General features: G+C 57.0%; 24 protein-coding genes and 1 tRNA gene. 24 read left to right on the top strand and 1 reads right to left on the bottom strand.

Annotated elements, in window-relative coordinates; genetic code table 11:
• The first annotated feature begins 3 nt into the window (after positions 1-3).
• From J3362_RS07970 to secF, 14 genes are all read left to right on the top strand, one after another.
• On the top strand, positions 4-1,902 hold the full coding sequence (locus J3362_RS07970; RefSeq protein ID WP_349519037.1) for a flagellar hook-basal body complex protein: 1,899 nt from the start codon (positions 4-6) through the stop codon (positions 1,900-1,902).
• 75 nt (positions 1,903-1,977) lie between these two features.
• Complete coding sequence (locus J3362_RS07965; RefSeq protein ID WP_349519036.1) at positions 1,978-2,730, top strand: flagellar basal body rod protein FlgF; 753 nt, start codon at positions 1,978-1,980, stop codon at positions 2,728-2,730.
• A gap of 82 nt (positions 2,731-2,812) precedes the next feature.
• A complete protein-coding gene (gene flgG / locus J3362_RS07960) occupies positions 2,813-3,601 on the top strand; it encodes a flagellar basal-body rod protein FlgG (RefSeq protein ID WP_088828590.1) in 789 nt (262 codons plus the stop codon).
• A gap of 76 nt (positions 3,602-3,677) precedes the next feature.
• The gene (gene flgH, locus J3362_RS07955; protein WP_502882423.1) at positions 3,678-4,322 is read left to right on the top strand and encodes a flagellar basal body L-ring protein FlgH; all 645 of its coding nucleotides are present in this window, start codon (positions 3,678-3,680) and stop codon (positions 4,320-4,322) included.
• The gene (locus J3362_RS07950; RefSeq protein ID WP_349519034.1) at positions 4,319-5,416 is read left to right on the top strand and encodes a flagellar basal body P-ring protein FlgI; all 1,098 of its coding nucleotides are present in this window, start codon (positions 4,319-4,321) and stop codon (positions 5,414-5,416) included. Before flgH ends, J3362_RS07950 begins: the two co-directional genes overlap by 4 nt.
• A gap of 8 nt (positions 5,417-5,424) precedes the next feature.
• Positions 5,425-6,411, top strand: a complete 987-nt coding sequence (gene flgJ, locus J3362_RS07945) for a flagellar assembly peptidoglycan hydrolase FlgJ (protein ID WP_349519033.1) — start codon at positions 5,425-5,427, stop codon at positions 6,409-6,411.
• A gap of 5 nt (positions 6,412-6,416) precedes the next feature.
• Entirely contained in the window at positions 6,417-8,447 is a 2,031-nt protein-coding gene (gene flgK / locus J3362_RS07940) for a flagellar hook-associated protein FlgK (protein WP_349519032.1), read from the top strand.
• An 18-nt stretch (positions 8,448-8,465) separates the two neighbouring features.
• Positions 8,466-9,689, top strand: a complete 1,224-nt coding sequence (flgL, locus tag J3362_RS07935) for a flagellar hook-associated protein FlgL (RefSeq protein ID WP_349519031.1) — start codon at positions 8,466-8,468, stop codon at positions 9,687-9,689.
• Positions 9,690-9,771: 82 nt separating this feature from the next.
• Positions 9,772-9,858, top strand: a tRNA-Leu gene (locus J3362_RS07930).
• 35 nt (positions 9,859-9,893) lie between these two features.
• On the top strand, positions 9,894-10,997 hold the full coding sequence (gene queA / locus J3362_RS07925) for a tRNA preQ1(34) S-adenosylmethionine ribosyltransferase-isomerase QueA (protein WP_349519029.1): 1,104 nt from the start codon (positions 9,894-9,896) through the stop codon (positions 10,995-10,997).
• Positions 10,998-11,011: 14 nt separating this feature from the next.
• On the top strand, positions 11,012-12,133 hold the full coding sequence (gene tgt / locus J3362_RS07920) for a tRNA guanosine(34) transglycosylase Tgt (protein ID WP_053115568.1): 1,122 nt from the start codon (positions 11,012-11,014) through the stop codon (positions 12,131-12,133).
• Positions 12,134-12,162: 29 nt separating this feature from the next.
• Positions 12,163-12,525, top strand: a complete 363-nt coding sequence (yajC, locus tag J3362_RS07915; RefSeq protein WP_349519027.1) for a preprotein translocase subunit YajC — start codon at positions 12,163-12,165, stop codon at positions 12,523-12,525.
• Positions 12,526-12,620: 95 nt separating this feature from the next.
• Positions 12,621-14,495 (top strand): protein translocase subunit SecD, encoded by a 1,875-nt coding sequence (secD, locus tag J3362_RS07910; protein WP_014576897.1) that lies wholly within the window; start codon positions 12,621-12,623, stop codon positions 14,493-14,495.
• Positions 14,488-15,441: a protein translocase subunit SecF gene (gene secF, locus J3362_RS07905; protein ID WP_349519026.1), complete on the top strand. Its 954-nt coding sequence runs from the start codon at positions 14,488-14,490 to the stop codon at positions 15,439-15,441. The genes secD and secF overlap by 8 nt, the downstream gene beginning before the upstream one ends.
• An 84-nt stretch (positions 15,442-15,525) precedes the next feature.
• Here secF and J3362_RS07900 read toward each other — a convergent pair whose 3' ends face one another.
• A complete protein-coding gene (locus tag J3362_RS07900; RefSeq protein ID WP_053115017.1) occupies positions 15,526-16,326 on the bottom strand; it encodes an inositol monophosphatase family protein in 801 nt (266 codons plus the stop codon).
• A 183-nt stretch (positions 16,327-16,509) separates the two neighbouring features.
• Between J3362_RS07900 and trmJ the strand changes: the two genes are divergently transcribed.
• The 10 genes from trmJ (at position 16,510) to hisS (ending at position 25,834) form a co-directional block, all read left to right on the top strand.
• Positions 16,510-17,373 (top strand): tRNA (cytosine(32)/uridine(32)-2'-O)-methyltransferase TrmJ, encoded by an 864-nt coding sequence (trmJ, locus tag J3362_RS07895; protein WP_014576900.1) that lies wholly within the window; start codon positions 16,510-16,512, stop codon positions 17,371-17,373.
• Positions 17,366-18,139 carry a serine O-acetyltransferase gene (gene cysE / locus J3362_RS07890; RefSeq protein ID WP_349519025.1) on the top strand — a complete coding sequence of 258 codons (774 nt, stop codon included), beginning with the start codon at positions 17,366-17,368 and terminating at the stop codon, positions 18,137-18,139. The genes trmJ and cysE overlap by 8 nt, the downstream gene beginning before the upstream one ends.
• A 78-nt stretch (positions 18,140-18,217) precedes the next feature.
• Positions 18,218-18,715 (top strand): Fe-S cluster assembly transcriptional regulator IscR, encoded by a 498-nt coding sequence (gene iscR / locus J3362_RS07885; protein ID WP_008174321.1) that lies wholly within the window; start codon positions 18,218-18,220, stop codon positions 18,713-18,715.
• A 22-nt stretch (positions 18,716-18,737) separates the two neighbouring features.
• Positions 18,738-19,886 (top strand): IscS subfamily cysteine desulfurase, encoded by a 1,149-nt coding sequence (locus J3362_RS07880; protein ID WP_349519024.1) that lies wholly within the window; start codon positions 18,738-18,740, stop codon positions 19,884-19,886.
• Between the two features lie 68 nt (positions 19,887-19,954).
• Positions 19,955-20,383 carry a nucleoside-diphosphate kinase gene (ndk, locus tag J3362_RS07875; protein ID WP_069184985.1) on the top strand — a complete coding sequence of 143 codons (429 nt, stop codon included), beginning with the start codon at positions 19,955-19,957 and terminating at the stop codon, positions 20,381-20,383.
• Positions 20,384-20,446: 63 nt separating this feature from the next.
• Positions 20,447-21,559 (top strand): dual-specificity RNA methyltransferase RlmN, encoded by a 1,113-nt coding sequence (gene rlmN / locus J3362_RS07870; protein ID WP_349519023.1) that lies wholly within the window; start codon positions 20,447-20,449, stop codon positions 21,557-21,559.
• 74 nt (positions 21,560-21,633) lie between these two features.
• Complete coding sequence (gene pilW / locus J3362_RS07865) at positions 21,634-22,407, top strand: type IV pilus biogenesis/stability protein PilW (RefSeq protein ID WP_349519267.1); 774 nt, start codon at positions 21,634-21,636, stop codon at positions 22,405-22,407.
• Positions 22,397-23,350 (top strand): RodZ domain-containing protein, encoded by a 954-nt coding sequence (locus J3362_RS07860; RefSeq protein ID WP_349519022.1) that lies wholly within the window; start codon positions 22,397-22,399, stop codon positions 23,348-23,350. Before pilW ends, J3362_RS07860 begins: the two co-directional genes overlap by 11 nt.
• 35 nt (positions 23,351-23,385) lie before the next feature.
• A complete protein-coding gene (gene ispG, locus J3362_RS07855; protein ID WP_349519021.1) occupies positions 23,386-24,504 on the top strand; it encodes a flavodoxin-dependent (E)-4-hydroxy-3-methylbut-2-enyl-diphosphate synthase in 1,119 nt (372 codons plus the stop codon).
• Positions 24,505-24,553: 49 nt separating this feature from the next.
• Positions 24,554-25,834, top strand: a complete 1,281-nt coding sequence (gene hisS / locus J3362_RS07850; protein WP_349519020.1) for a histidine--tRNA ligase — start codon at positions 24,554-24,556, stop codon at positions 25,832-25,834.
• Positions 25,835-25,855 lie beyond the last annotated feature (21 nt).

Raw genomic sequence — 25,855 nt, 5'->3', positions numbered from 1 at the left:
ACCATGGCATTTAATACAGGTTTGAGCGGCCTTCGTGCGGCATCGGTGGATCTGGACGTCACCGGCAACAACATTGCGAACGCCAGCACTGTTGGCTTCAAGGGCAGCAAGGCCCAGTTTGGCGACCTCTACGCCAGCGGCTTCCTGAGCGCAGGCACCAACCCGATCGGTGACGGTGTCCGGGTTCAGGACGTAAAGCAGTCCTTTGGCCAGGGCAATATCAGCTTCACAGACAACGGTCTGGATATGGCGATTGCCGGCGATGGTTTCTTTATCCTGAATAACGGCGGCGAGATTCGTTATTCCCGTGCAGGACAGTTCGGCATCGATAAGGAAGGCTATGTGACGAACAACCAGAATATGCGGGTACAGGGATACACCGCAGACGAGGATGGCAACTTGTCTGGCATTCGGGGAGATTTGCAGATTGCAACAGATAACCTGGCTCCAAGGAGGACGACGAACCTCGACTCCGATCTGAATCTTGATTCCAGGGAGTCCGTGCTGGAGACCCGTGTTAGGGATGTCGGGCCTCTCACTCTTGCTTCCATACAGGGCGAGAGCTTTGATGTGCAGTATTCGGACGGCTCACCTGCCTTCAACGTGAATATCGACCCTGCAGCCAGTGCTCGTGAAGCGGCCTCCACTATAAACGATGCGCCTGGATTGAGTGCTTCGGCCACGACGACGGCGACTTTCGACGGCACGCCGGCTCTTGATGACGCCTTCATCTCCGGAGCCAGTTCGTTTTCATTCAGCCTCGATATCAATGGTTCGCCGCTGACCCTGGACACCTCAAATATCAATTCTCTGCAGGATCTGGTTGATTCAGTCAACAACTCCAGCGAGACCGCGATTTCCGCCTCGATTGTCACCGGAGGTGGGGGCAGCGATGTTCTGCGAGTAATTCATAACCAGGGTGAGACGCTCGACTTTACTTTTGCCGATGGTAATGGCAACGGCGACACCGGTACCGTTGAAGGTGATGTTAACGTGACTGCGGATCGGTCGGTGGCAGGGATCACATCAACCACGGCTGACAATGATTTTGAGGTTGCGTTCAACGCCTCACCAATCCGCGTCACCAATCAATTCAATCCGCTGGATCAGCGTACCTATAACCACGCCACATCAACCACGGTTTACGACAGTCTGGGTAATTCGCACGAACTGACTCAGTTTTTTGTAAAAAATCCGTCACCAGGCAATGGTGTCGGGGTGAGTGAATGGTCGGTGTATGCCCAGATTGATGGCGAGTTTGTTGGCGGCACGGACGTGACTCCCTACACGGCAAGATTCGATCAGGATGGTGCTCTGCAGTCGATAAACGGCGACCCCAGTGGCGAAATCCTCATTGATGACTGGATACCCAAAGACAGCGCCGGGCAACCAAATGGGGCAGATGGCCCTCCAGCTGCCGGCGAGGTGGTAGTAACACCGATTCCTGAGCCACCGACAACATCGGCTTTCGTGATCAACCTCAGTGGCACAACGCAATATGGCGCTGCGTTTGGCGTGAACGACCAACAGCAGAATGGCTATACCACCGGCCGTCTTTCTGGCCTGGACGTATCGGATCAAGGCGTCCTGTTTGCCCGATACACCAACGGCCAATCCCAGGCTCTGGGCCAGGTCGCGTTGGCATCGTTCAATAACACGAACGGTTTGTCTCCCGTAGGCGATACTTCCTGGGTGGAAACGTTCGAATCCGGTCAGCCAATCATTGGTGCCCCGGATACCGGCACGCTCGGTTCCATCAAGGCCAGCTCGGTGGAAGAATCCAACGTCGACCTATCGGCGGAACTGGTCAACCTGATCATCGCCCAGCGGAACTATCAGGCCAACGCCAAAACCATCGAAACCTCCGATGCGGTCACCCAGACCATCATCAACCTCCGTTAATCCAGCAATCTAGCGAAATGGCATGACTCCTGCAGGAAGACTGGAAACAGTCAAAATTCCGGCAGGAGTTTTCCCATGGACAAAGCCCTCTACATCGGTATGTCTGGTGCCAAGCAGAACATGCTGGCCCAGCAGGCCCACGCCAATAACCTGGCGAACGTCAGTACCACCGGCTTCAAGAAAGACTTCGCCCAGGCCCGCAGTATGCCTGTCTACGGGGAGCACCACCCGACTCGTGCCTATGCCATGACTGAGAGGCCCGGCACGGACCTTTCCGCCGGGGCATTGATGGAAACCGGGCGCAAACTGGATGTGGCTGTGGAAGGTGAGGGATGGCTTGCTATCCAGAACGATCAGGGCGAAGAAGTCTTCACCCGTAGTGGCAGTCTCCAAATGGATGTCAATGGCCTGGTGCGCCTGGCCAACGGCGAACTGGTACTTGGCAACGGTGGGCCGGTCGCGCTTCCTCCTTATGACAACGTTGAGATTGGCGCCGATGGCACCGTTTCAATTGTTCCTGTCGGTGGGCCGCCAGACCAGCTGGTTGAAGTGGACCGGCTGAAACTGGTCAGCCCGCCGCCGGAAACCCTGGAGAAAGGTCTTGACGGACACATGCGTCGAAAGCCGGATCAGGCTCTGGATGGGCCCGAGCCGCCGGATGCAAACCAGCGGGTTGCCTCAGGGTTCCTTGAAAGCTCCAACGTCAACGCGGTGGAAGAGATGATCTCGAACCTTCAACTGTCCCGGCAATACGAGATGCAGGTGAAGGTTATGACCACCGCGAACGAGAATTCCGAAGCAACGGCACGGCTGTTGCAGAACCTTTAAGTAACGACTGAACACATTGGCCTGGCGGGCTGAAGCGGCAAAGAATGGCCGCCTGACAACCCCCCGGCAAGGAGTAAACAGCATGCATCCAGCACTATGGGTCAGCAAGACCGGGTTGAGCGCTCAGGACACCAACATGTCCACCATTTCCAACAACCTGGCTAACGTCAACACCACTGGCTTCAAGCGGGACAGGGCCGTGTTTCAGGACCTTCTGTACCAGATCAACCGGCAGCCCGGTGGTCTGACAACCCAGAACTCGGAACTGCCATCCGGCCTGCAGCTGGGTACCGGCGTGCGGGTTGTGGGTACGGCCAAGCAATTTTCCCAGGGCAACCTGCAGATTACCGAGCAGCCCCTGGATATGGCCATCAATGGCCGTGGATTCCTGCAGGTGCAGCTACCGGATGGCCAGATTGCCTACACCCGCGACGGCCAGTTCCAGCTCAACGCTGATGGCGATGTGGTCAACCCGGATGGCTACCCACTCGAGCCTGCTATCAACGTGCCAGAGAACGCCACCAATATCACCATTGGTAAAGATGGCACCGTAACGGCAGTGACGGACGATCAGGCGGCACCGGTAAACCTCGGCCAGATTACGCTGGTGGATTTCATCAACCCGCAGGGACTGCAGGCCATCGGCAACAACCTGTTCAAGGCAACCAACGCCAGTGGCGATCCTGCGGAAGGTGAGCCCGGGCTGGCCGGACTGGGCAGTATTGAACAGGGCTCCGTGGAGGCGTCCAACGTTGAGGTGGTGGAAGAGCTGGTGAACATGATCACCACCCAGCGGGCCTACGAGATGAACTCGAAAGTGGTGTCCACCACGGACCAGATGCTCCAGTTCATCACTCAGAACATTGGCTAATGCGGCCAGAGGTGAGGTCATGAAACTGATCACAACCCATCAGACAGTCCGAAGAGCCAGCACCCTGGTGATTGTGATGCTTCTGATCCTGTTGCAGGGGTGCACAGCGATGAGTCGCCCGCGGGCGGTTCCGGATGACCCGGAGTTTGCGCCGGTCCGCCCCCAGGCCATGATGCAGCGTGATAGCGCTTCGGGGTCTATTTACCAGGTCTCCCGAAACTACAACTTCTACGGCGATACCGTGGCGCTGAACGTGGGTGATGTGCTGACCGTGAATCTGCAGGAATCCACACGCGCCAGCAAGAATGCCGAGACCAGCATCACCAAGGACAATGAAACGACTTTGCCGAACCCGACCATTCTGGGCAAGGACAACTTTGGGATAAACACGTCGTTCAACCATGAACGGGATTTCCAGGGCGCGGCAGAAGCCGACCAGAGCAACAGCCTTGCAGGTAGCATTACAGTTACGGTGACCGAAGTACTGCCGAATGGTGTTCTTCGCATTCGTGGCGAGAAATGGCTGTCGTTGACCAATGGCGATGAGTATATCCGCCTGACGGGTCTTGTCCGCCCTCAGGATATCCAGCCTGATAACACGGTGGCATCCAATCGCATTGCGGATGCCCGGTTCGCCTATGGAGGCACTGGTGATTTTGACCAGGCAAACCAGATGGGCTGGCTGGCACGTTTCTTTAACAGTGAGTGGTGGCCGCTATGAGCATGCGCCGTGTCATTGTCTGGGTACTTGCCCTGGCAGTTGTTTCTGCCCCGGTAATGGCGGACCGCCTGAAGGATCTCTCACGAATCAAGGGTGTTCGCAACAACCAGTTGGTGGGATATGGCCTGGTGGTTGGTCTTGATGGAACCGGTGACAAGGCACCGTTTACCAATCAGACCTTCCGGAACATGATGAATCAGTTTGGCGTGACCCTTCCGGAAGGCGTCAACCCGAACCTTGCCAACGTTGCGGCCGTTACGGTAAGTGCGACATTGCCGCCCTTTGCCAAAGCGGGACAGGAAATCGACATCACTGTGTCGTCCATCGGCAACGCCGACAGCCTGCGCGGGGGCACCTTGCTGATGGCACCGCTGAAAGGTGCTGATGGACAGGTTTATGCCATGGCCCAGGGCAGTCTGGTGGTGGGTGGCTTTGGTGCCCAGGGACAGGACGGGTCCCGAATCACCGTAAATGTCCCCAGCGTTGGCCGGATTCCCAATGGCGCCACCATTGAGCGGGAGGTGGCTTCGCCGTTCAGTCAGGGCGACACCATCACCTTCCATTTGCTTCGCCCGGACTTCACAACGGCTCGCCGGGTGGTCGAGGCTGTTAACGATCGGCTCGGCCCGGATATGGCTTATGCCCACGATGCCACGTCAGTCTCCGTTCGTGCGCCGCGTGATCCTTCCCAACGGGTCAGCTTTTTGTCGATCCTTGAAAATATTGAGGTGGATCCGGCCGAGGATGCCGCGAAAGTGGTCATCAACAGTCGTACTGGCACCATCGTGGTCGGCCAGAATGTTCAGGTCAGCGCCGCTGCCGTTACTCACGGCAATCTGACGGTAACCATTCAGGAAAATCCGAATGTGGAGCAGCCGAATCCGTTTGCTGGCGGAGACACTGCCATCGAGCAGGATACCCAGATTGCCATTACCGAGGAGCCGGCGCGGATGTTCAAGTTTGGCCCCGCCGTCACCCTGAACGAGATTGTTCAGGCGGTGAACCAGGTGGGCGCGGCGCCGGGTGACGTCATGGCGGTGCTTGAAGCCTTGAAGCAGGCGGGTGCACTGCGTGCCGAGCTGATAGTGATCTAGGTGTCGTGATGCAGGACTACAAGGTTCAACAGGCCCAGGTTTACACCGACTTCAACGGTCTCAATGCGTTGAAGGCCCAGGCTCGCACTGATAAGGAGTCCGCTCTTCGAGAGGTGGCTCGCCAGTTCGAGAGTCTGTTCCTGTCTGAAATGCTGAAGTCCATGCGCAAGGCCGGTGATGTTTTAGCCGAGGGCAACTACCTGAAGAGCAACCAGTCCGAGCTTTACCGGGATATGTTCGACAGCCAGATGAGCCTGACAATGGCTGGGGGCAAGGGCAGCGGCCTTGCCGAGGCACTGGTGCAACAGTTGAGCAAACAGATTCCGGGCATGGACGATGAAGGTGGCAGGCTCGCCGGCCACAAGGCGAGCCTTGCGGATTACGACCGAAGCCTGCCCGCCCTCAATACCGAGTTACCCGAGCGGGTTCGGGAGGTAATGTCTGTTGCACAGAAAGCGTCCTCGGCAGTGACGTCGACACCGTCGGACTTGCCGCATCAATTTGAATCTCCGGAGCACTTCGTGGCAGAGCTTCTGCCGGTAGCCGAGCGGATTGCCAGGGACTCCGGAATAGACCCGAAACTGATGGTAGCCCAGGCGGCCCTGGAAACAGGCTGGGGCCGGCACATGATCCGTGGGGAGCAGGGCGAGCCCAGTTTTAACCTCTTCGGTATCAAGGCGGATAGCCGCTGGCAGGGCGATGCGGTCTCCATTACCACCACGGAATACCGGGAAGGGCTGCCCATGAAAGAGCAGGCCAACTTTCGGGCCTACAGGGATTATGAATCCAGCTTCCGGGATTATGTCTCTTTCCTGGAATCCAATCCCCGTTACCGGGACGTCTTGTCGGTAGCAGATCAGCCTGAGGTTTTCGCAGAGAAACTGCAGGAAGCCGGCTATGCAACCGACCCTAACTACGGCAACAAGATCCGCCAGATCATGAACCGTGACTCACTGATGACACTGTCCATGGGCAGTGACGGGATGAAGGAGTAAAGCTTATGGCAGGGCTCATAGGTATTGGTCTGACCGGCATCCTCAGTCATCAGGCCGCGCTGAACACCACTGGCAACAATATAACCAACGCCAACACGCCGGGATACAGTCGCCAGGAAGTGCTGTTTGAAACCCAGGAAGGCCAGCGCACCGGTGCCGGCACCATCGGCAGCGGCGTGAATGTGGCGGACATTCGCCGTCTGGCCAGTGAATATCTGGTTCAACAGGTGCGGGAAGACAGCACCCTGTATGGTGAGCAGGAAGCCCTTAATTCGGAGCTGACCAGGCTTGATAACCTGCTCGGGGGTGAATCTACCGGCCTCAGCAACGCACTGAACAATTTTTTTGCAAGCCTTCAGAATGCCGCCGAAGATCCGACTTCCTTGCCGCAGCGCCAGTTGGTCCTGAGTGAGGCACAACAGGTTGTAAACCGTTTCCAGGCCCTGAATCAGGAATTTATCCAGCAGCGGGAATCCATCAAGACCCAGATGCAGCAGGGTGTGAAAGACGCGAATACGCTGCTGAAAAGCATTGCGGAGCTGAACCTTGCGATTTCTGAATCACCCGGCATTGCCCAGGGGCAAATGCCCAATGAATTGTTGGATAAGCGGGATGAGAAACTGCGTCAGCTGTCGGAGCTTGTTAGCATAAAAGTCAGTCCGGCGGACGGTAGCCAGGTTAACGTGTCTTTGTCGAACGGTTTGTCCTTGGTGGTTGGCAGTAACGCTTCGACCCTCGGCACCCGGGAAAATGCCGAAGATCCGACACGTCTGGAGTTCACGCTGAGCAACGGTGGACGCCTTCTCAATATTGATGAACAGATTACCGGCGGCAAGCTGGGTGGTCTTTTGCGTTTCGATACCGAAGGTTTGAAACCTGCATTCGATGAACTTGGCAGGATTGCCATTGCCCTCTCCGACACCATGAACCACCAGCATGAAATCGGGATGGATCTGGAGGGTGAACTCGGTGGTCTGTTCTTCACCAATATTAATTCGCTGGAGGCCCAGCGCAGCCGGGTGGTTCCCAATGGCAACAACGCTCCGTCCACGACAGGGCAGTTGGCCGTCGAAATCACCGACAGCTCGCGGCTTCCCGCAGGGCGCTGGACCCTGCAGTTCAGTGGTGACGGGCGGAGCTACGAGTTGATCGACCAGGGCACGGGCAAGACCGTGAACCAGGGCCGTCTCCCGGACCCGGTCCAGTCTGAGATTTCCATGCCCGGTTTCAACATCCGGGTGGAGGGCGGCACGTTCAATGCCGGGGACAAATATCTGATTCAACCTAGCCGGAATGCGGCGGAGAGCATCGGGCTGGTGGTCAATCGGGAGGAGGACCTGGCTTTCGCAAGTCCGGTTCGCGCTACCACCGGCGATGACAATATCGGAACGGGCAAGATCGATCAGGGCATCATGCTTAACGTCAGGAACCCGTTCACCAACTCCCTGTTGCCCGCGTTCCAATCGACCGGGCAACTGGCGAACGGGCCAATTACCGTAACATTCGACGATCCGGGAACCGGCCTGGTGTTCACGGTTACGGACGGCGGTGGAAACCCGATAGGTCCGGCAAACCGGCCCTACACGCCGGGCGTTGCCAATGAGCTGTTCAGCGACAATCCGGCGGATGGTGCCGAGTACCAGGGTTTCCAGTTCAAGATAACGGGCCAGCCGGCTGACGGTGACACCTTCGAGATCAATTACAACTCCAACGGTGTTTCGGACAACAGGAATGCGGAACTGCTGGCGGCGCTTGGCACGGCCAACACGCTGAATGGTGGCAGCCAGAACTTTTCCGAAGGCTATGCCGGGCTGGTCGAAGATATCGGGGTAAAGACGCGCCAGAGCCAACTGGACGTGGATGCCGGCAAAACCCTTCTGGAACAGTCGACCAATCAGCGGGAATCTGTATCCGGCGTTAACCTGGATGAGGAAGCTGGCCGCCTGATCCAGTATCAGGCCGCCTATAATGCCTCGGCCCAGGTAATGTCGGTAGCCCAGGATTTGTTCAATACCCTGTTGCAGAGTTTCCGGTAACGGTTGAGGTGATGTGACATGATCAGAATTTCATCACAGCAGATTTTTTCAGGCGGAATTAATCGGCTCCAGGAGCTCAATACCAGCCTGAATAACACCCAGCAACAGATCTCGACTGGCCAGAGGGTAAACAAACCTTCCGACGATCCGGTCGCTGCAGCGCGGATTTTGAAGCTGGATCAGGAGCTTTCGCGGGTTGAAACCTATCAGCGCAACGTCGACCTGGCGGACAGCCGTCTGAAACAGGAAGAAAATGCTCTTTCAAGTTCGATCGATGTGATTCAGCGGATCCGGGAGCTGACGGTTCAGGCGGGTAATGGGTCATTGTCGGCCAACGACCGGCGGTCGATTTCTTCGGAGCTGGAGGAGCGCCTGGGGCAGCTCGCCAATATTGCCAATACCCGTGATGCCTCCGGCGAGTACATCTTTAGCGGATTCCAGGGCTCGGTAAAGGCCTTTGAGCAGGATCCCTCAGGGAGTTGGGTTTACCAGGGCGACGAGGGGCAGCGAGTCCTCGAAATCGATGATGGTGTCACCGTTCCGATCAGCGATAACGGCAAGGACATTTTCGTACGGGTTCCTGCGGCCATCACCGGCGAACACAGCACAGTGAGCACGCCGGGCGCTTCTATTTCAGGCGTCAAACTGGTTAACGAGGCAGATCTGGCTGCCGCCTACCCCAACTCATTCCCGGACGACATCACGGTTGAGGTTGATGCCGGTGGCAATATTATCGCTACGGACAGCCAGGGTGATGTGTTGACGGTGGATCCAGCAACCTATCAAAGTGGTGAACCCTTTGAAGTTGCCGGTGTTGAAGTGACTCTGACAGATGCAGTTCCCGGTGGGGGGGATGTGTTTACGCTGAAGATCAACGAAAAACAGTCGGTGTTCGGCACCATTGAGAACCTGATTTCCGGTTTGAATAACATCGACAAGAGCAGTCCGGATGGGCAGGCCCAGTACGACGACCTGATTGCCAATTCCCTGATCAACCTCGATAACGCCCAGGAAAGCATTATCCTCAAGCAAACCGAGTTGGGCGGCCGGATGAACGCCGTGGAATCCACCAAGACCTTTCTTGAAGATTCCTCCGTTTATACCAATGAAATCCGATCGCAACTGCAGGATGTGGACTACGCAGAGGCCATCAGCACCCTGAGTTTCCAGAGCTTCGTGCTGCAGGCAGCCCAGCAGTCGTTTGCCCAGGTTTCGCAACTGTCGCTGTTCGATCGATTGTAAATATCTGAGCCAGCGGACAGTTGTGTCCGCTGGCTTATTGCTTTCGCGATTTAGCTCAGTATAATCCCCAACACTCTTCGATGGCGGCGTGGTGAAATTGGTAGACACGACGGATTCAAAATCCGTTGGGGTAAAACCCGTGGCGGTTCGAGTCCGCCCGCCGCTACCATCTTCTTTCCTTCGGCGTCGTTAACAGTCCATTCCATGAATGTCTCCGATTTTCATTTTGACCTGCCGGACGAATTGATCGCCCGCTATCCACTCAAGGATCGCAGTGCGTCCAGGCTGCTTTGTCTCGACGGCCTCTCTGGCAAGCTTGACCACCGGATATTCAGTGAACTCCCTGACTTGCTTCAACCCGGCGACTTGCTGGTGTTTAACAACACCCGGGTGATTCCTGCGCGCCTTTTTGGCAAGAAGGAGACCGGTGGGCAGGTAGAAGTTCTGGTTGAGCGGGTAACCGGAGAGTATGACATCATCGCCCATGTTCGAGCCTCAAAAGCATTGAAACAGGGGCAGAAGGTTATCCTTGAGGACGGCACTTCTTTGAGAATGGCGGGGCGGGACGAAGCGCTGTTTCATCTCGTCTGTGAGTCTGAGGAGCCAGTGCTTGAGGTGCTTGAGCGGATTGGCCACATGCCACTGCCGCCCTATGTGGACCGTCCGGACGAATCCACCGATCGGGAACGCTACCAGACTGTTTACGCCCGGGAGGCGGGTGCCGTAGCCGCCCCCACGGCGGGTCTGCATTTCGATGAGGGCTTGCTGGAGAAACTGGCCGCTTGCGGCATTGAAAGTGCCTTTGTGACCCTGCACGTCGGTGCCGGCACATTCCAGCCGGTACGGGTCGATAAAATCGAGGATCACACCATGCACAGTGAGGTGGTGAACGTTCCCCAGGATGCCGTCGGCGCCATCGAACGAACCCGTGCAAGGGGAGGGCGTGTGGTTGCCGTAGGTACCACGTCGGTTCGTTCCCTTGAGTCAGCCAGCCGTGGTGGTCGCCTGAGGGCGTTCACGGGCGAGACCGACATCTTCATTTACCCGGGTTACCGGTTTCAGACTGTGGATGCCCTGATTACCAACTTCCATTTGCCGGAATCCACCCTGATCATGTTGGTCAGCGCGTTTGCCGGCTATGACAACGTCATGTCGGCCTACCGGGAAGCGGTAAAGGAACGCTACCGCTTTTTCAGTTACGGTGACGCCATGTTTATCAACGGTCAGGAACCCAGCCGGGGCATGTTGCTCGGGGCGACCGTGGAATCCAATGAAGCCGGTAACGATAATGCCGGGGAGGCTTTGTGACACAAACCTGTTTCATGTCGTTCGAAAAACTGGGCGAGGATGGGCGCGCCCGCCGTGGCCGGCTGACGTTTCCCCGCGGAACCGTTGAGACCCCCGCGTTCATGCCTGTCGGTACTTACGGCACGGTCAAGGGTATGCTGCCCCGCGATATCCACGAAATCGGTGCTGAAATCATTCTGGGGAACACCTTTCACCTGATGCTTCGGCCCGGTACTGAGGTGGTCAAGGCCCATGGCGACCTTCACGATTTCACACAATGGCATGGGCCTATCCTGACCGACTCCGGCGGTTTCCAGGTGTTCAGTCTGGGTGAGATGCGCAAGATCACCGAGGACGGCGTTACCTTCCGTTCTCCGGTAGATGGTTCGCCGGTGGAGCTGTCACCGGAGATTGCGATCCAGGTGCAGCGGGATCTCGGGTCGGACATCGTTATGATATTTGACGAGTGTACGCCTTATCCGGCCACCGAGCGTCAGGCAAAAGATTCCATGGAACTGTCGCTGCGATGGGCGCAACGAAGCAAAGATGCCCACGAGGGCAACCCTGCGGCGTTGTTCGGCATCGTTCAGGGCGGCATGTACGAAGGCCTGAGGGACCGTTCTCTGGAAGGGCTTACAGAGATCGGCTTCGATGGTTACGCCATTGGCGGTCTGTCGGTTGGCGAGCCCAAGGAAGACATGATCCGGATTCTCGACCACTTGCCGCCGAAAATGCCGGAAGACAAGCCGCGGTATCTGATGGGCGTGGGCCGGCCGGAAGATCTCGTCGAGGCGGTGCGTCGCGGTGTCGACATGTTCGACTGTGTAATGCCGACCCGCAACGCCAGGAATGGCTATCTGTTTACGTCAACCGGGATCGTAAAAATCCGCAATGCCCGGCACCGTCATGACACCGCGCCGCTGGACGATCGCTGCGACTGTTATACCTGTAAGAATTTTTCGAGAAGTTATCTCCATCATCTGGATAAATGTGGAGAAATGCTTGGCTCACAACTGAATACCATCCACAACCTCCGGTTCTACCAGAACCTGATGGCTGGATTGCGTGGGGCCATTGAAGCAGGTACATTGTCGGACTTTGTAACCGACTTCTATGCTCTGCGCGGAGAGACCGTTCCGCCCCTGGGCAATGTTTGATCTATTCGCTAAACCAACGGAGATATTCAATGAAAGCTATTAAAATGCTCGTTGCCGGCCTTTTGGCTCTGATGCCTGCTCTTGCCATGGCGCAGAACCCGGCTGCTCAGGGAATGGGTGTTATGGGCCAGGTGATCTTTTTCGCCGGCTTCATCCTGATTTTCTACTTCCTGATCTGGCGCCCGCAGTCCAAGCGTGCGAAAGAGCACAAGGCTCTGATGTCCGGCCTGAATAAAGGTGATGAAGTTGTGACCTCTGGTGGTGTTGCCGGCAAAATTACCAAGGTGACTGACGATTTCATCGTTGTGGAAGTTGCTGACAACGTTGAGATCAAGGTCCAGAAAGTAGCCGTTGCTGCGGCGCTGCCGAAGGGCACGCTCAAGGACATCTGAGCGGGGGCCATTTAGCCGGCCATCCCTGGTGGCCGGTTTGAATCTTCCTGGCTGAAACACCAAGTCTGGCCGCTAGGCCGGCTACAAGGGATCCCATGCTGAACAAGTATCCGCTTTGGAAAAACCTGGTTATCCTGGTCGCGCTCGTGATCGGGTTTATCTACGCTTTGCCCAACCTCTTCCCCGACGACTACGCCATCCAGATTACCGGCGCCCGCAGTAGCACCGAGGTGAATGCCGGTGTGCTCGACAGGGCCGTTGGTGTGCTGGAAAGCCGGGGCATCGAGGTGAAAAGCAGTACTCTTCAGGATCGGGATGCTCTGATCCGTCTCACCAACTCTGAAGACCAATTGCAGGCCCGTCCCCTGGTGCAGGCTGCTCTGGGAAATGAGTACCTGGTTGCACTGAACATGGCCGCCTCCACGCCCGGTTGGCTGAAGAGCCTGGGTGCCGGCCCGATGAAGCTGGGTCTGGATCTTCGTGGCGGTGTCCACTTCCTGTTGGAAGTCGACATGGAAACCGCAGTCAGCCAGCGTCTGGATGCCATGTCTGGCCAGATCAAGCGGGAGCTGCGGGAAGAGCGGATCCGCTATCGTGGCGGAGATGTTCAGGATAACCGCGAGATCGTTCTCAGCTTTCGTGATGAAGCCTCCCGCACCGAAGCGTTCAACATGGTGCGTGACCAGTACAACGAATTCCTTCTCGATGAGCAGACCGAGGGTGATGAATTCCTCCTCGTCCTGACGCTCTCCGAGGCTGAGGTCACTGCGATTCAGGACTATGCTCTGGAGCAGAACCTCACAACGATCCGTAATCGGGTGAATGAGCTCGGTGTTGCTGAGCCCCTCGTTCAACAGCAGGGTGCCGACCGGATTATTGTTGAGTTGCCTGGCGTACAGGACACCGCACAGGCCAAGCGCGTACTTGGTGCAACCGCGAACCTTGAGTTCCGCATGGAGGCCCGCCAGGACGCCCCCAGCAGCGAGACCGAGGAGTTTGGTTTCCGGGACCAGCCACAGCGCACCGCGCGCCTCGAGCAGGAGGTGATTGCTACCGGTAATAACGTGGCCAATGCCCAGCAGGCGTTTGACGAAAACGGCCAACCCCAGGTCAATATCACCATGGATTCCGTCGGTGGCGACCTGATGAACCGGGCCACCCGCAATGCCATTGGTCGCCGGATGGCCGTGCTGTTCATCGAGTACCGCACAGAAACCGAAACCAGAATGGTAGACGGCGAGCCTCAGGAGGTGGAGAACCGCGTTGTGGAGAAAGGCATAATCAGCCTTGCCACAGTGCAATCCGCTCTGGGCAGCAGTTTCCGGATCACCGGGCTTGATTCCATTCCGGAAGCCGCAGAACTGGCGCTGCTCTTGCGCGCCGGTGCACTTGCGGCCCCGATGTACTTCGTTCAGGAGAGGACCATTGGTCCGAGCCTCGGCCAGAAAAATATAGACGCCGGCATGATGTCCGTTGCGCTTGGCTTCGGGCTGGTGCTGCTCTACATGCTTGTTTACTACCGCGGATTTGGCGTGGTAGCGAACATTGCGCTGACACTGAACCTGATGCTGCTCGTTGCGTGCATGTCGATCCTCTCGGCGACACTGACCCTGCCAGGCATCGCCGGTATCGTTCTGACCGTCGGTATGGCGGTGGATGCCAACGTGCTTATCTTTGAGAGGATAAAGGAAGAGCTGAAATCGGGTGTGCCGCCCCAGACGGCCATCAACTCAGGCTACTCCCGGGCCTTTGTGTCCATCTTTGACGCAAACATCACCACATTGCTGGTTGCCGTGATTCTTTTCGCGATGGGGTCCGGCCCGGTGAAAGGGTTTGCGGTGACACTCTGCATCGGGATTCTGACGTCGATGTTCTCTGGCCTGATGGTCAGCCGGAGCATCGTTAACATTGTTTACGGCGGCCGCAGGGTCGAGAAGCTGTCGATCGGAGGAAAGCTCGCCAATGTCTGAAGATCAAAAGCAACCGTTTGATTTCATGGGGTTACGGAAGATTGCTTCCATAGTCTCCATTTCGCTGGTCGTCGTGTCTATCGCGCTGCTGGCCACTCGTGGCCTGAATTTCGGGATGGACTTCACCGGTGGCACCTCCGTTGAATTCGAATACGCAGAGGCCCCGCAACTTGACGAAATCCGCTCCAGGCTTACGGAGGCCGGATACGAGCAGTTTTCTGTTCAGAACTTCGGGGCCGACACGACGGTATTGGTGCGGATGGCCGAGGCCGACAATGATCAGCTGGCACCGGAGGTTACCCGAACCCTGGAAGAGGGTGGCGCAGATCTTGAACTGGTCAGTTCCGAGTTCGTAGGATCCCAGGTTGGTGAGGAGCTCAAGGAAGACAGTGGTCTTGGTTTGCTTATCGCCCTTGCTGTAGTGCTGATCTATGTAGGCATGCGATTCCAGTTCAAGTTCGGTATTGCCTCGGTGGTGCCTCTAGCCCACGATGTCATTATTGTTCTGGGTGTTTTCGCGCTGTTCCAGTGGACCTTCGATCTTACCGTTCTGGCAGCGTTGCTTGCGGTCATTGGCTACTCGCTGAACGACACCATTGTTGTAGCTGACCGAATTCGGGAGAACTTCCGCAAGATGCGTGTGGGAGAGCCCTGGGACATTATTAACGAATCAATTCACCAGACCATTGCGCGTACCATCAATACCTCGGGTACGACGCTCGTGGTGCTGCTTGCGCTCTACTTTCTGGGTGGTGAGGCAATCAACAATTTCGCCCTGGCTTTGATTATTGGTGTGGTCGTCGGTACCTACTCTTCCATATACGTGTCTGCGAATCTGCTGATGGTGATGGGCGTGTCTCGAGATGACCTGATCGTGCCGGCAAAAGAAGGCGCGGAAAATGCCGAAGAAGAAGAGCAGCCGCCGGAGTGGCTGAACCGGATGTAATCGTAGTTGTTCCCCGATTTCCGGGCATAAAAAAACCGCCACACAATGTGGCGGTTTTTTTTGTGTCTCAGAGAGCCCGGGAGTTCAGCGAGGCAGACGGCCCCGGAACGGATGCAGGACCTTGAGCACTTCGCGGAACAGCTTCGGGTTTGCAACCACCAGCTGGCGGGCGTTCCCGGTGGACGGATTGCCTGAGAAATCACCGGTCAGGGCACCGGATTCCATAGCCAGTGTGACGCCAAGATCCAGCTCGGCCGCTTCCGGACGAAAGATGATGGCTGCGTCCATCAATCCGGCGGACACACGGGCGATATCCAGCACCACGCAGCCGGAGGTGCGGAACATACCGGAATCCCTGGCCAGTACAGCGGCCATTTCGCCCCAGAGCATCGGATCCTCGCTCTTTCGAGCCTGGTCCAGCAGGTTGGTAGCGATGGCGGCTTTCTCCGGCAGCTTGATTTCCGAAGCGCGCACGCGGCGGCTGTTGAGCGCCGCACCATGGCCTCGGCTGGCCGAGTATTCCTCGCCGGTAACGGGGTTAACCAGCAGCAGGTTTTCAGTTCGGTTATTCTTTTTCTGGGACAGGGCCAGAGCGAACTCCGGAATGCCCCGCAGGAAATTTTCACGGCCCAGGACAGGGAAAATGTGCCAGCTCTTTTCGCTGGTTCCGGCATCCGCTTCGTTCAGGGGCGCGATGCTGTGGTCCTTATAGGCTTTTTCGAGCTGTTCGGCAAAATTGTCATAAATAGATTGCTCAACCCGTTCCAGCTGACGACGGCGTTCTGAGTCGTCCTTGCCGGTAGGTTCTTGGCGCTCGAAATGGGCTTTCAGATAATCAGACCCCTGACGCGCGACGCGCAGGGCCATTTTAATAGCTGGTTGCATCTGAGTGTTCATTATCCGGGTGTGTGAAGGCCGGGTATCATAGCAAAAGATCACCCCGCTTGTATGTTTTTTGACTCAGCAATAGCACGGATAACCAGAGGTTACGGGTACTCCGGAGGGGCAGGGTGCCTTTGCTTTCTGCTATCATTGCCGCCCTGATCAATAACCTTGGGCCTGCTAACAATGCATAAAAGCGCACTTCCACAGGAAGGGACGGAAACATTCCAGGATCAGATCCGGATCGTTCTGGTTGAGACATCCCATTCAGGCAATATCGGCGCAGTCGCCCGTGCCATGAAAAATATGGGGCTCGGCAATCTGTGGCTGGTAAACCCGTCTTCGTTTCCCGATGAGGCTTCATACGCCCGTGCGGCGGGGGCTTCGGATGTGCTTGATAGCGCCCACGTGGTGTCTTCGCTCGATGAGGCGCTCGCCGACTGCGTTCTGGTTATGGGTACCAGTGCCCGGGGCAGAAAAGTCCCGTGGCCGGTGTGCGCGCCGCCGGAGGCTGCGGCCGCGGCCGCAGAACATGCCGGAAGCGGCCCGGTGGCCATGGTATTCGGTAGGGAAAATCATGGTCTCAGCAACGATGAGCTGCAGCGTTGCCATTATCATATCCATATTCCCTCCAATCCGGATTACAGCTCTCTCAACCTGGCCATGGCGGTGCAGGTCATGTGCTATGAATTGCGGATGTATTACCTCCGAAGCCTTGAAGGCGGTGAGGGAAGCCCATACTTAAAGTCGATGACCCGGCCCGGGGACGAAGGATGGGATGTGCCGCCGGCGAAAGTCCACGATGTTGAAGGCTTCTTCGGGCATCTTGAGCAGGTGCTTATCGATGTTGATTTCCATCGGCGGGAGAACCCCAGGCAGCTTATGACGCGCTTGCGGCGGCTGTTCCAGCGAGCCAGACTTGATCAGATGGAAATCAATATCCTCCGGGGCATCCTCACCGCTGTGCAGAAAGCGGCAGGCACACGGAACAATAGCAAATCAACCGAGGCCGATACTGCGGCGACGGAACAGGATAATGGCCATGTTTGAGCGTTTGCGGGAAGACATTAACAGCGTGTTCCATCGGGATCCCGCCGCCAGGAACACCTTTGAAGTGCTTACCAACTACCCGGGTTTGCACGCACTGCTTTTCCATCGGTTTTCCCATTGGTTGTGGGGTTTGGGGCTGAAATGGCTTGCGAGGACCATTTCGACGATCGCCCGTTGGCTTACCGGCATTGAGATTCATCCAGGCGCAACCATCGGTCGTCGCTTCTTCATCGACCATGGCATGGGTGTTGTTATTGGTGAGACTACGGTGATTGGCGACGACGTAACCCTCTATCAGGGGGTTACGCTGGGCGGAACCAGCTGGAACAAGGGTAAGCGGCATCCCACGATTGGCAACAGTGTGGTGGTTGGTGCCGGCGCCAAGATTCTGGGGCCTTTTGAAGTAGGCGAGGGTGCCAAGATTGGTTCAAACTCGGTGGTTACCAAGGCAGTGCCAGAGGGAGCAACCGTTGTAGGTATCCCTGGCCGCGTTATTGTCAAACGCCAGGGCGAAGACGATGCCCGCCGCAAGGAGATGGAAGAGCGCATGGGCTTCGATGCATACGGCGTTACGGAAGAAATGCCGGACCCCGTCGCACGGGCCATGCGCTCGTTGCTTGATCACATGCATGCCGTGGATGACCGCATAGAGAATATGTGCAAGGCGTTGCGCAAGGTGAACAGTGAATACCAGAATGGCGAACTGCCACCGCTCCACGAGGAAGATTTCGATTGCGTGCGAGACGACGAAGAGGTGCGGCGCTGAATACTTGACTGAAATGGTTGGTCAATTCATACTCTGTTCTGCATTTTTGAGATTCAATCCCGCCATGGGGCTGACGCTATGAAGTTGACCACCAAAGGCCGCTATGCCGTTACGGCAATGCTGGATCTGGCTCTGCATGGAGACCAGGGGCCGGTGAGTCTGGCCGATATATCGGCGCGTCAGGAAATCTCACTGTCCTACCTGGAGCAGCTTTTCTCCCGTCTCCGCCGCCAGAAACTGGTTGTCAGTATTCGCGGTCCCGGTGGTGGATACAGGCTCAGTCGTCCTGCGGCTGATCTCTACATTGCCGAAGTTGTTGATGCCGTCAGTGAATCGCTGGATACCACCCGGTGCGGCAACAAAGGCGATTGCCAGAATGGCGAGAAATGTCTGACCCACCACCTCTGGTCTGATCTCAGTGATCAGATTCATCAGTTTCTCAGCGAGATCAGTCTCGGAGACCTGATGAGGAAGCATGAAATTCGCCAGGTTGCGGACCGGCAAAATCGCCGCCAGTCCGACAGTGGCTCTGAAACCATCAATACCGAACGCCTGTCCGATCAGGCGCCGGCCTGACACCAACAAGTTTCCGGAATCCATGAAAAAGCCCGTTTATATGGACTACGCGGCCACCACGCCCGTTGATCCAGCCGTTGCTGATGAAATGATGAAATACCTCACGCTGGATGGTGTATTCGGTAATCCGGCATCCCGCACCCACGCCTATGGTTGGCAGGCAGAAGCCGCAGTGGAAGCTGCACGCAAGAAGGTCGCCAGTCTCGTTCACGCTGATCCGCGGGAGATTGTCTGGACCTCGGGGGCAACGGAATCAGACAACCTCGCCATCAAAGGGGCGGTTGCCGGCCGGCAGGGCGCTCATATCGTTACCTCCAGGATCGAGCACAAAGCGGTTGTTGATACCTGCAAGTGGCTGGAGCATCAGGGTACTGAAGTCACCTGGCTGGAGCCGGCAGCCGACGGAACCATCGGTTTTGATCAGGTGTTGGACGCGCTCAAGGAAAATACCGTGCTCGTCAGCCTGATGCTGGTGAACAACGAGCTTGGAACGATCAATGATATTGCCGCCATTGGTGCCGAATTGCGCCAGAGAGGCATTCTTTTTCACGTGGACGCCGCCCAGGCTGCCGGCAAGATGGCAATTGATGTCGGCTCCATGCCGGTGGATCTGCTGGCGCTTTCCGGCCACAAGGTTTATGGCCCGAAGGGCGTCGGCGCCCTGTACGTCAGGCGGTCGCCGGATGTTCGTATCGAGGCGCAGATTCATGGTGGTGGTCATGAGCGAGGAATGCGCTCCGGAACGCTCCCCACCCATCAGATTGTCGGAATGGGGAAGGCGTTCGAGATCGCCCAGTCCGCGCTTGAACAGGAAGTGGAGGAGCTGGAAGCCCTGCGGGAGGCGTTTCTTTCGGGGCTCCGGCCTCTCGAGGGTGTCACTCTCAACGGCAGTGAATCCCGGCGCGTCCCGGGCATAATGAATCTTTCCTTTGAAGGCGTCGATGCGGAGTCCCTCATGCTCGGCCTTCGGGATCTGGCGGTATCCTCCGGTTCGGCCTGCGCTTCAGCCACGGTAGAGCCCTCATATGTGCTTCGTGGCATCGGGTTGAGTGAACAGCAGGCCCATCGTGCGCTGCGCTTTTCCATCGGCCGCTACACCACGAAAGAGGAAGTGGCGTTTGCCAGCGCGCAAATAGTTGATGTTGTTAGTCGCCTCCGCGCAGTGCGGTAGGAAGTTTGCCCCGGACTGCGTATAATCGCAGGCCAGAATTTTAACCATCCACAAACTGGAGAAATACCATGGCAACTGAGCGCACGCTCTCGATTATCAAGCCCGACGCGGTCGCAAAGAACGTGATCGGCGAAATTTACAGCCGCTTCGAGAAAGCTGGGCTGAACATCGTTGCTGCCAAGATGATGCACCTCACTCAGGAGCAGGCAGAAGGCTTTTACGCAGAGCACAAAGAGCGTCCGTTCTTTAACGACCTGGTTGCATTCATGACCTCCGGTCCGGTGGTTGTGCAGGTTCTGGAAGGTGAAGGCGCGATCCTGAAAAACCGTGATCTGATGGGCGCGACCAACCCGAAAGAAGCCGACGCCGGCACTATCCGTGCGGATTTCGCATCGTCCATCGACGCGAACGCCGTTCACGGCTCTGATTCCGCGGCTTCTGCCGAGCGCGAAATCGCTTACTTCTTCAATGACAACGAGATCTGCCCGCGGGGCTGATTGCGTTGATCGGAGGCGATCGTTCGGTCGCCTCCGAATTGATTATCTGATCGAGGTTATGAAATGACAGCGGCCGCTGAAAAAACCAACCTTCTGGGGATGCCGAAAGCAAAGCTCGAGGCTTTCTTCGAAACCCTGGGGGAGAAGCGTTTTCGTGCCACTCAGGTTCTACAGTGGATCCATCAGCGTGGCGCTGATGACTTCGATCAAATGACCAATATGAGCAAGGCGCTGCGGGAAAAGCTGAAGCAGGTTGCCGAGATCCGTGGTCCTGAAGTGGTTTACGACGAAACGTCCAAAGACGGTACCCGCAAATGGGTGATGCGCATGGACAATGGCAACAGTGTCGAGACCGTGCTGATTCCGGACGGGGAGCGCGGCACGCTCTGTGTTTCCTCACAGATCGGCTGCAGTCTCGACTGTACCTTCTGCTCCACGGGCAAGCGCGGGTTCAACCGCAATCTCACCGCGGCAGAAGTCATCGGCCAGGTCTGGGTTGCGCGCAAGGCCTTCATGCCCTTTGAACCGGGTCCGGATCGGCCGATTACCAATGTGGTGATGATGGGCATGGGCGAGCCCCTGCTCAATTTCGACAATGTCGTGGATGCCATGAACCTCATGATGGAGGATCTGGCCTACGGGATTTCCAAGCGCCGGGTCACCCTGAGCACGTCTGGTGTTGTACCGGCCCTGGACCGGCTGTCGGAAGTTACCGATGTTTCACTGGCCATTTCCCTGCATGCGCCGAATGATGAACTGCGTAACAAACTGGTTCCGTTGAATAAAAAGTACCCGATTGCCGAATTGCTGGCCGCGACCAAGCGCTACTTCGCCCGGTTACCGGACAAGCGAAAGGCGACGATCGAGTACACCGTGATTGAGGGGATGAATGATCAACCGGAGCACGCCCGTGAGCTCGCGGTGCTGTTGCGGGATCTGCCTTGCAAGATCAATCTGATTCCGTTCAACCCGTTCCCGGAAAGCGATTTCCGGCGGCCGAGTATGAATGCGACCCGACGGTTCCAGACGGTTCTGAACGAGGCCGGCTACATCGCCACCATCAGGACCACGCGGGGGGACGACATTGATGCTGCCTGTGGTCAGTTGGTCGGACGTGTCGAGGACAGGACCCGGCGTAGTCAGAGGTATATTCAGGTTCAGCAGGTTAATCCCTGAGCCAGATACGTCTTGCAGCCCAATCGAGGAAGGGGACACCCGTGATAACACCACCAGCAAACCGACGTTCATTTGTGTTGGCCACCCTGTTGCTGACCCTGCTGGTTACAGGTTGCGTTACCACCACCGACAGTCGGTTTTCACGGGAAGCAGATCAGCAGGAAGCGCTCGATAACTATGTGAAACTTGCCACGGCCTACATTGGGCAGGGCAACCTTGAACGTGCGCGCCATCACCTCGACAGGGCATTGAAACTGGATTCAGATGACCCGGGCGCCAGGGCTGCGATGGGGCTTGTCTATAACGCCGAGGGTGAGCCAGAACTGGCTGAGCGTAATTTCAAACAGGCCATTTCCGAGGATCCGGGGTACACAAGGGCACGGGTGTATTACGGAGCATTCCTGTTTGGCCAGAACCGGATGGAAGACGCTAGAGATCAATTCCGTGCTGCGTCCCGGGATACCGGTTATCAGGATCGCGGCTCTGTTTTCTTTAACCTGGGCATGACGCAGGAGCGGCTCGGAGAGCTGGAGGCTGCGGCCACATCCTATCGCCGGGCAGTGGAGCTGACGCGAGGCGATGCACGTTCCCTGCTGGCGCTTTCCCGGGTGTCCGTAGAGACTGGCGACTACGACGACGCGGCACGCTACTACTCGCGACTGATTTCATTGATGCAACGAAATCAGCGTCTGGTCCACTCACCGGAGAGCCTCTTTACCGGAATCCGCATTGCCCGCTTCTACAGTGATGAAAACCAGGAGGCGAGTCTTGCGCTTCAACTCAGAAACAAATTTCCGGAGTCAGTCGAATACCAACAATATAAGGTGCTGATTTCTAATGGCAACTGAAGAAAACTCACAGCCAGCTATGAAGGAGCCCGTAGGGCGGCAGCTTCAAAAGGCACGGGAGAGAACCGGTCTGAGTACCGGTGATGTCGCAGCAGCGCAGCATTTGCGTCCTTCGGTAATCCAGGCGATCGAGTCGGGAGATTACAGCCAGATTGACAGTGAACTCTTTCTGAAAGGGTATGTCAGGGCTTATGCAAAACAGGTTGGGCTGGACGCAGACGCAGTGATTGCCGACCTCGACCAGGAACTGGAACCCATCCGGCAACAGCGGGAACAGGAGCAGGAAGCCAATCCGCTGGTGGATATCGAGCGTCGCAGACGTCGTAAACGTCAGTTGGCCAAGGCTCTGTTTTTCCTGGTGGTGCTGGGCATTGCCGGTTACCTTGCTTTCACCTTTCTGGTTCCTGAGCAGGGCCCGGCTCCTTCCGAGCCGGTGACAGAGCCGGAATCAGTGCCGGAAGAGCCTGCTCCTGCTGACGCCGAGGAATCGGCTGCGTTGGTCGAGCCAGAACGTTCCGAACCTGTGCTTGTTGCCAGTGCTGAGGAGCCGGAATCGACAGCCATGGAGGCGGAAGCGCCGACCGTGCTACAGCCGGAAACTGAGGCTGAAGCGCCTGAAACCGACCAGATTCCCGCAGTCGTCCAGACCCCCGAGCCGGTTCTGGAAGACCCGAATGGGCTGTCGGATGTGTCGGACAGCGGTCGGCTCCAGATTCGCTTCAGTGACGATTGTTGGGTCCAGATCAGTGACGCAGACGGTAACCGCCTGGTGAATTCGCTACAGCGTAACGGGGATCTGATTGATATCGAGGGGCCGACGCCCTTAAGGGTTGTGATTGGCGCAGTCGATGCGGTTGAATCCATCCGTTTCCAGGGCGAGCCAGTGGATATCGGTGGCTACCGGGTTGTCAACAACCGGTCAGAATTCACCCTGACAATCTGAAGTTTGATCAAATTTTCCATATCGGTCAGTAAGACATGAAACAGGATTCCCCGATTACCAGACGCAAATCCCGCCAGATCATGGTGGGCAATGTTCCTGTGGGTGGTGACGCGCCGATTGCGGTGCAGAGCATGACCAACACCGAAACCTGTGATGTACAGGCCACCGTTGGCCAGATCAAGGCGTTGCAGGAGGCGGGTGCGGACATAGTGCGTGTTTCCGTTCCGTCCATGGACGCCGCTGAGGCGTTCGGGAAGATTCGGGAGCAGGTTTCCCTGCCGTTGGTTGCCGACATCCACTTCGATTACAAAATCGCTCTTCGGGTAGCAGAACTGGGTGTTGACTGTCTCCGGATCAATCCGGGCAATATCGGCCGTGATGACCGCGTCAGTGCCGTAATCAGTGCAGCCCGGGACGGCAACATTCCCATTCGCATCGGTGTGAACGCCGGTTCGCTGGAAAAGTCTCTCCAGCGCAAATATGGCGAACCCACGGCAGACGCGCTGGTGGAGTCCGCCATGCGCCACATCGATATTCTGGATCGTCATGACTTCCAGGATTTCAAGGTAAGCCTGAAAGCGTCAGAAGTGTTTATGACGGTCGATGCCTACCGTAAGATTGCCCAGCAGATTGAGCAGCCCCTGCACCTTGGTATCACCGAGGCCGGTGGGCTGAGATCCGGAACCGTTAAGTCCTCCATTGGCCTTGGAATGCTGTTGATGGATGGCATCGGTGACACCATCCGGGTATCGCTTGCGGCGGATCCCGTGCAGGAAATCAAGGTGGGTTTCGATATCCTCAAGAGCCTGCGGCTGCGCAGTCGCGGTATTAACTTTATCGCCTGTCCCAGCTGTTCCCGGCAGAATTTCGATGTCATCCAGACCATGAATGATCTGGAGGCCCGGCTTGAGGATGTAAACGATTCTCTGGATGTGGCGATCATCGGGTGCATCGTGAACGGTCCGGGTGAGGCAAAAGTGGCGGACCTCGGACTTACCGGCGGGAGCCCCAAGAACCTCTTTTACATGGCGGGCAAGCCGAACCAGAAGCTGGACAACGCGACATTGACGGATGATCTGGAGCGCCTGATTCGCGAGGAAGTGGCACGGCGCAAGGAACAGGAAGATTCGATTATTGCCCGGTCAGACAACTGATTGTTTCCAGTTCCCGGCACAACCATCCAGACAGAGTTAAGGGTTAACATTGGCAAAGATTCAGGCAATTCGCGGGATGAACGATATCCTGCCGGAGCAGACGCCGGTTTGGCAGTTTGTGGAATCCACGGTTCGCAGGGTACTGGCGCAGTATGGCTACCAGGAAATCCGCATGCCGATTGTGGAACAGACCGATCTGTTCAAGCGTTCGATTGGTGAAGTGACCGACATCGTCGAAAAGGAAATGTACACCTTTGAAGACCGTAACGGTGACAGTCTGACCCTCCGCCCGGAGGGCACCGCCGGTTGTGTTCGGGCTGCCGAAGAGCACGGTCTTCTGTTCAATCAGACCCGTCGTCTCTGGTACACCGGCCCGATGTTCCGGCATGAACGTCCGCAAAAAGGCCGCTACCGCCAGTTCCATCAGATTGGCGTGGAATGTTTTGGCATGAACGGTCCGGACATTGATGCCGAACTGCTCATCTTGACGGCAAGGCTCTGGAAAGAGCTCGGGCTTGCCGAGCACACGCGGCTGGAGATCAATTCCATCGGAACGTCGGAGTCCCGTCGGGTTTACCGGTCCGCCCTCGTGGATTACCTCGGTCAGTTCAAGTCAGACCTGGATGCCGATAGCCAGCGTCGCCTCGAATCAAACCCGCTGCGCATCCTGGACAGCAAGGATCCTTCGACGCGGAAAATCCTGGAAAACGCGCCCAGCCTTGACGACTATCTCGACGAAGAATCCCGCGAGCACTTCGAGCGTCTGAAGGCGCTTCTTGAGGCCGCAGGGGTGAATTATTCAGTGAACCCAGCGCTGGTGCGGGGCCTCGATTACTACGGCAAGACGGTGTTCGAATGGATTACCGACAGCCTCGGCGCCCAGGGTACGGTGTGTGCCGGTGGTCGATACGACGGCCTGGTGGAGCAGCTGGGTGGCAAGCCGACCTTTGCAGTGGGCTTTGCAATGGGCCTTGAGCGCCTTATCCTGCTGCTGGAAACGCTGGAACTGGTTCCTGGGCACGTGAACAGCAATGCCGATATCTACGTAACGGCGATGGGCGAGGGCGCATTGGCGCCTGCACTCGTTCTGGCTGAAAAGCTCCGGGCAGCCTTGCCAGAACGTGTGATTGTTTCCCATTGTGGTGGTGGCAGTTTCAAAAGCCAGATGAAAAAGGCAGACCGCAGTGGTGCCAGGTACGCGGTGATTCTGGGCGAGAACGAAGTGGCAAACGGCACGGCCGGGCTTAAACCCTTGCGAGCCGACGAGCCGCAGGCCGAGATCGCCCAGGACAAGCTTGCGGACACGCTGGCAGCGGCGCTGGCCGGCTGAGCCTGAACAAATTTACTGATA

Origin of the sequence: Marinobacter sp. NFXS11, assembly GCF_040148675.1 — a bacterium.
Lineage (GTDB): Bacteria > Pseudomonadota > Gammaproteobacteria > Pseudomonadales > Oleiphilaceae > Marinobacter.
This window is presented reverse-complemented; position numbering and strand designations above follow the sequence as displayed.

Excerpts from the sequence above, each read along its gene's own strand:
- flgG (WP_088828590.1), top strand. The coding sequence starts at position 2,813 with ATGCATCCAGCACTATGGGTCAGCAAGACCGGGTTGAGCGCTCAGGAC.
- queA (WP_349519029.1), top strand. The coding sequence starts at position 9,894 with ATGAATGTCTCCGATTTTCATTTTGACCTGCCGGACGAATTGATCGCC.
- J3362_RS07950 (WP_349519034.1), top strand. The coding sequence starts at position 4,319 with ATGAGCATGCGCCGTGTCATTGTCTGGGTACTTGCCCTGGCAGTTGTT.
- J3362_RS07900 (WP_053115017.1), bottom strand. The coding sequence starts at position 16,326 with ATGCAACCAGCTATTAAAATGGCCCTGCGCGTCGCGCGTCAGGGGTCT.
- flgJ (WP_349519033.1), top strand. The coding sequence starts at position 5,425 with ATGCAGGACTACAAGGTTCAACAGGCCCAGGTTTACACCGACTTCAAC.
- yajC (WP_349519027.1), top strand. The coding sequence starts at position 12,163 with ATGAAAGCTATTAAAATGCTCGTTGCCGGCCTTTTGGCTCTGATGCCT.
- J3362_RS07970 (WP_349519037.1), top strand. The coding sequence starts at position 4 with ATGGCATTTAATACAGGTTTGAGCGGCCTTCGTGCGGCATCGGTGGAT.
- cysE (WP_349519025.1), top strand. The coding sequence starts at position 17,366 with ATGTTTGAGCGTTTGCGGGAAGACATTAACAGCGTGTTCCATCGGGAT.
- trmJ (WP_014576900.1), top strand. The coding sequence starts at position 16,510 with ATGCATAAAAGCGCACTTCCACAGGAAGGGACGGAAACATTCCAGGAT.
- flgH (WP_502882423.1), top strand. The coding sequence starts at position 3,678 with ATGCTTCTGATCCTGTTGCAGGGGTGCACAGCGATGAGTCGCCCGCGG.
- ispG (WP_349519021.1), top strand. The coding sequence starts at position 23,386 with ATGAAACAGGATTCCCCGATTACCAGACGCAAATCCCGCCAGATCATG.
- secD (WP_014576897.1), top strand. The coding sequence starts at position 12,621 with ATGCTGAACAAGTATCCGCTTTGGAAAAACCTGGTTATCCTGGTCGCG.
- J3362_RS07860 (WP_349519022.1), top strand. The coding sequence starts at position 22,397 with ATGGCAACTGAAGAAAACTCACAGCCAGCTATGAAGGAGCCCGTAGGG.
- J3362_RS07965 (WP_349519036.1), top strand. The coding sequence starts at position 1,978 with ATGGACAAAGCCCTCTACATCGGTATGTCTGGTGCCAAGCAGAACATG.
- ndk (WP_069184985.1), top strand. The coding sequence starts at position 19,955 with ATGGCAACTGAGCGCACGCTCTCGATTATCAAGCCCGACGCGGTCGCA.
- rlmN (WP_349519023.1), top strand. The coding sequence starts at position 20,447 with ATGACAGCGGCCGCTGAAAAAACCAACCTTCTGGGGATGCCGAAAGCA.
- iscR (WP_008174321.1), top strand. The coding sequence starts at position 18,218 with ATGAAGTTGACCACCAAAGGCCGCTATGCCGTTACGGCAATGCTGGAT.
- flgL (WP_349519031.1), top strand. The coding sequence starts at position 8,466 with ATGATCAGAATTTCATCACAGCAGATTTTTTCAGGCGGAATTAATCGG.
- J3362_RS07880 (WP_349519024.1), top strand. The coding sequence starts at position 18,738 with ATGAAAAAGCCCGTTTATATGGACTACGCGGCCACCACGCCCGTTGAT.
- tgt (WP_053115568.1), top strand. The coding sequence starts at position 11,012 with ATGTCGTTCGAAAAACTGGGCGAGGATGGGCGCGCCCGCCGTGGCCGG.
- secF (WP_349519026.1), top strand. The coding sequence starts at position 14,488 with ATGTCTGAAGATCAAAAGCAACCGTTTGATTTCATGGGGTTACGGAAG.
- flgK (WP_349519032.1), top strand. The coding sequence starts at position 6,417 with ATGGCAGGGCTCATAGGTATTGGTCTGACCGGCATCCTCAGTCATCAG.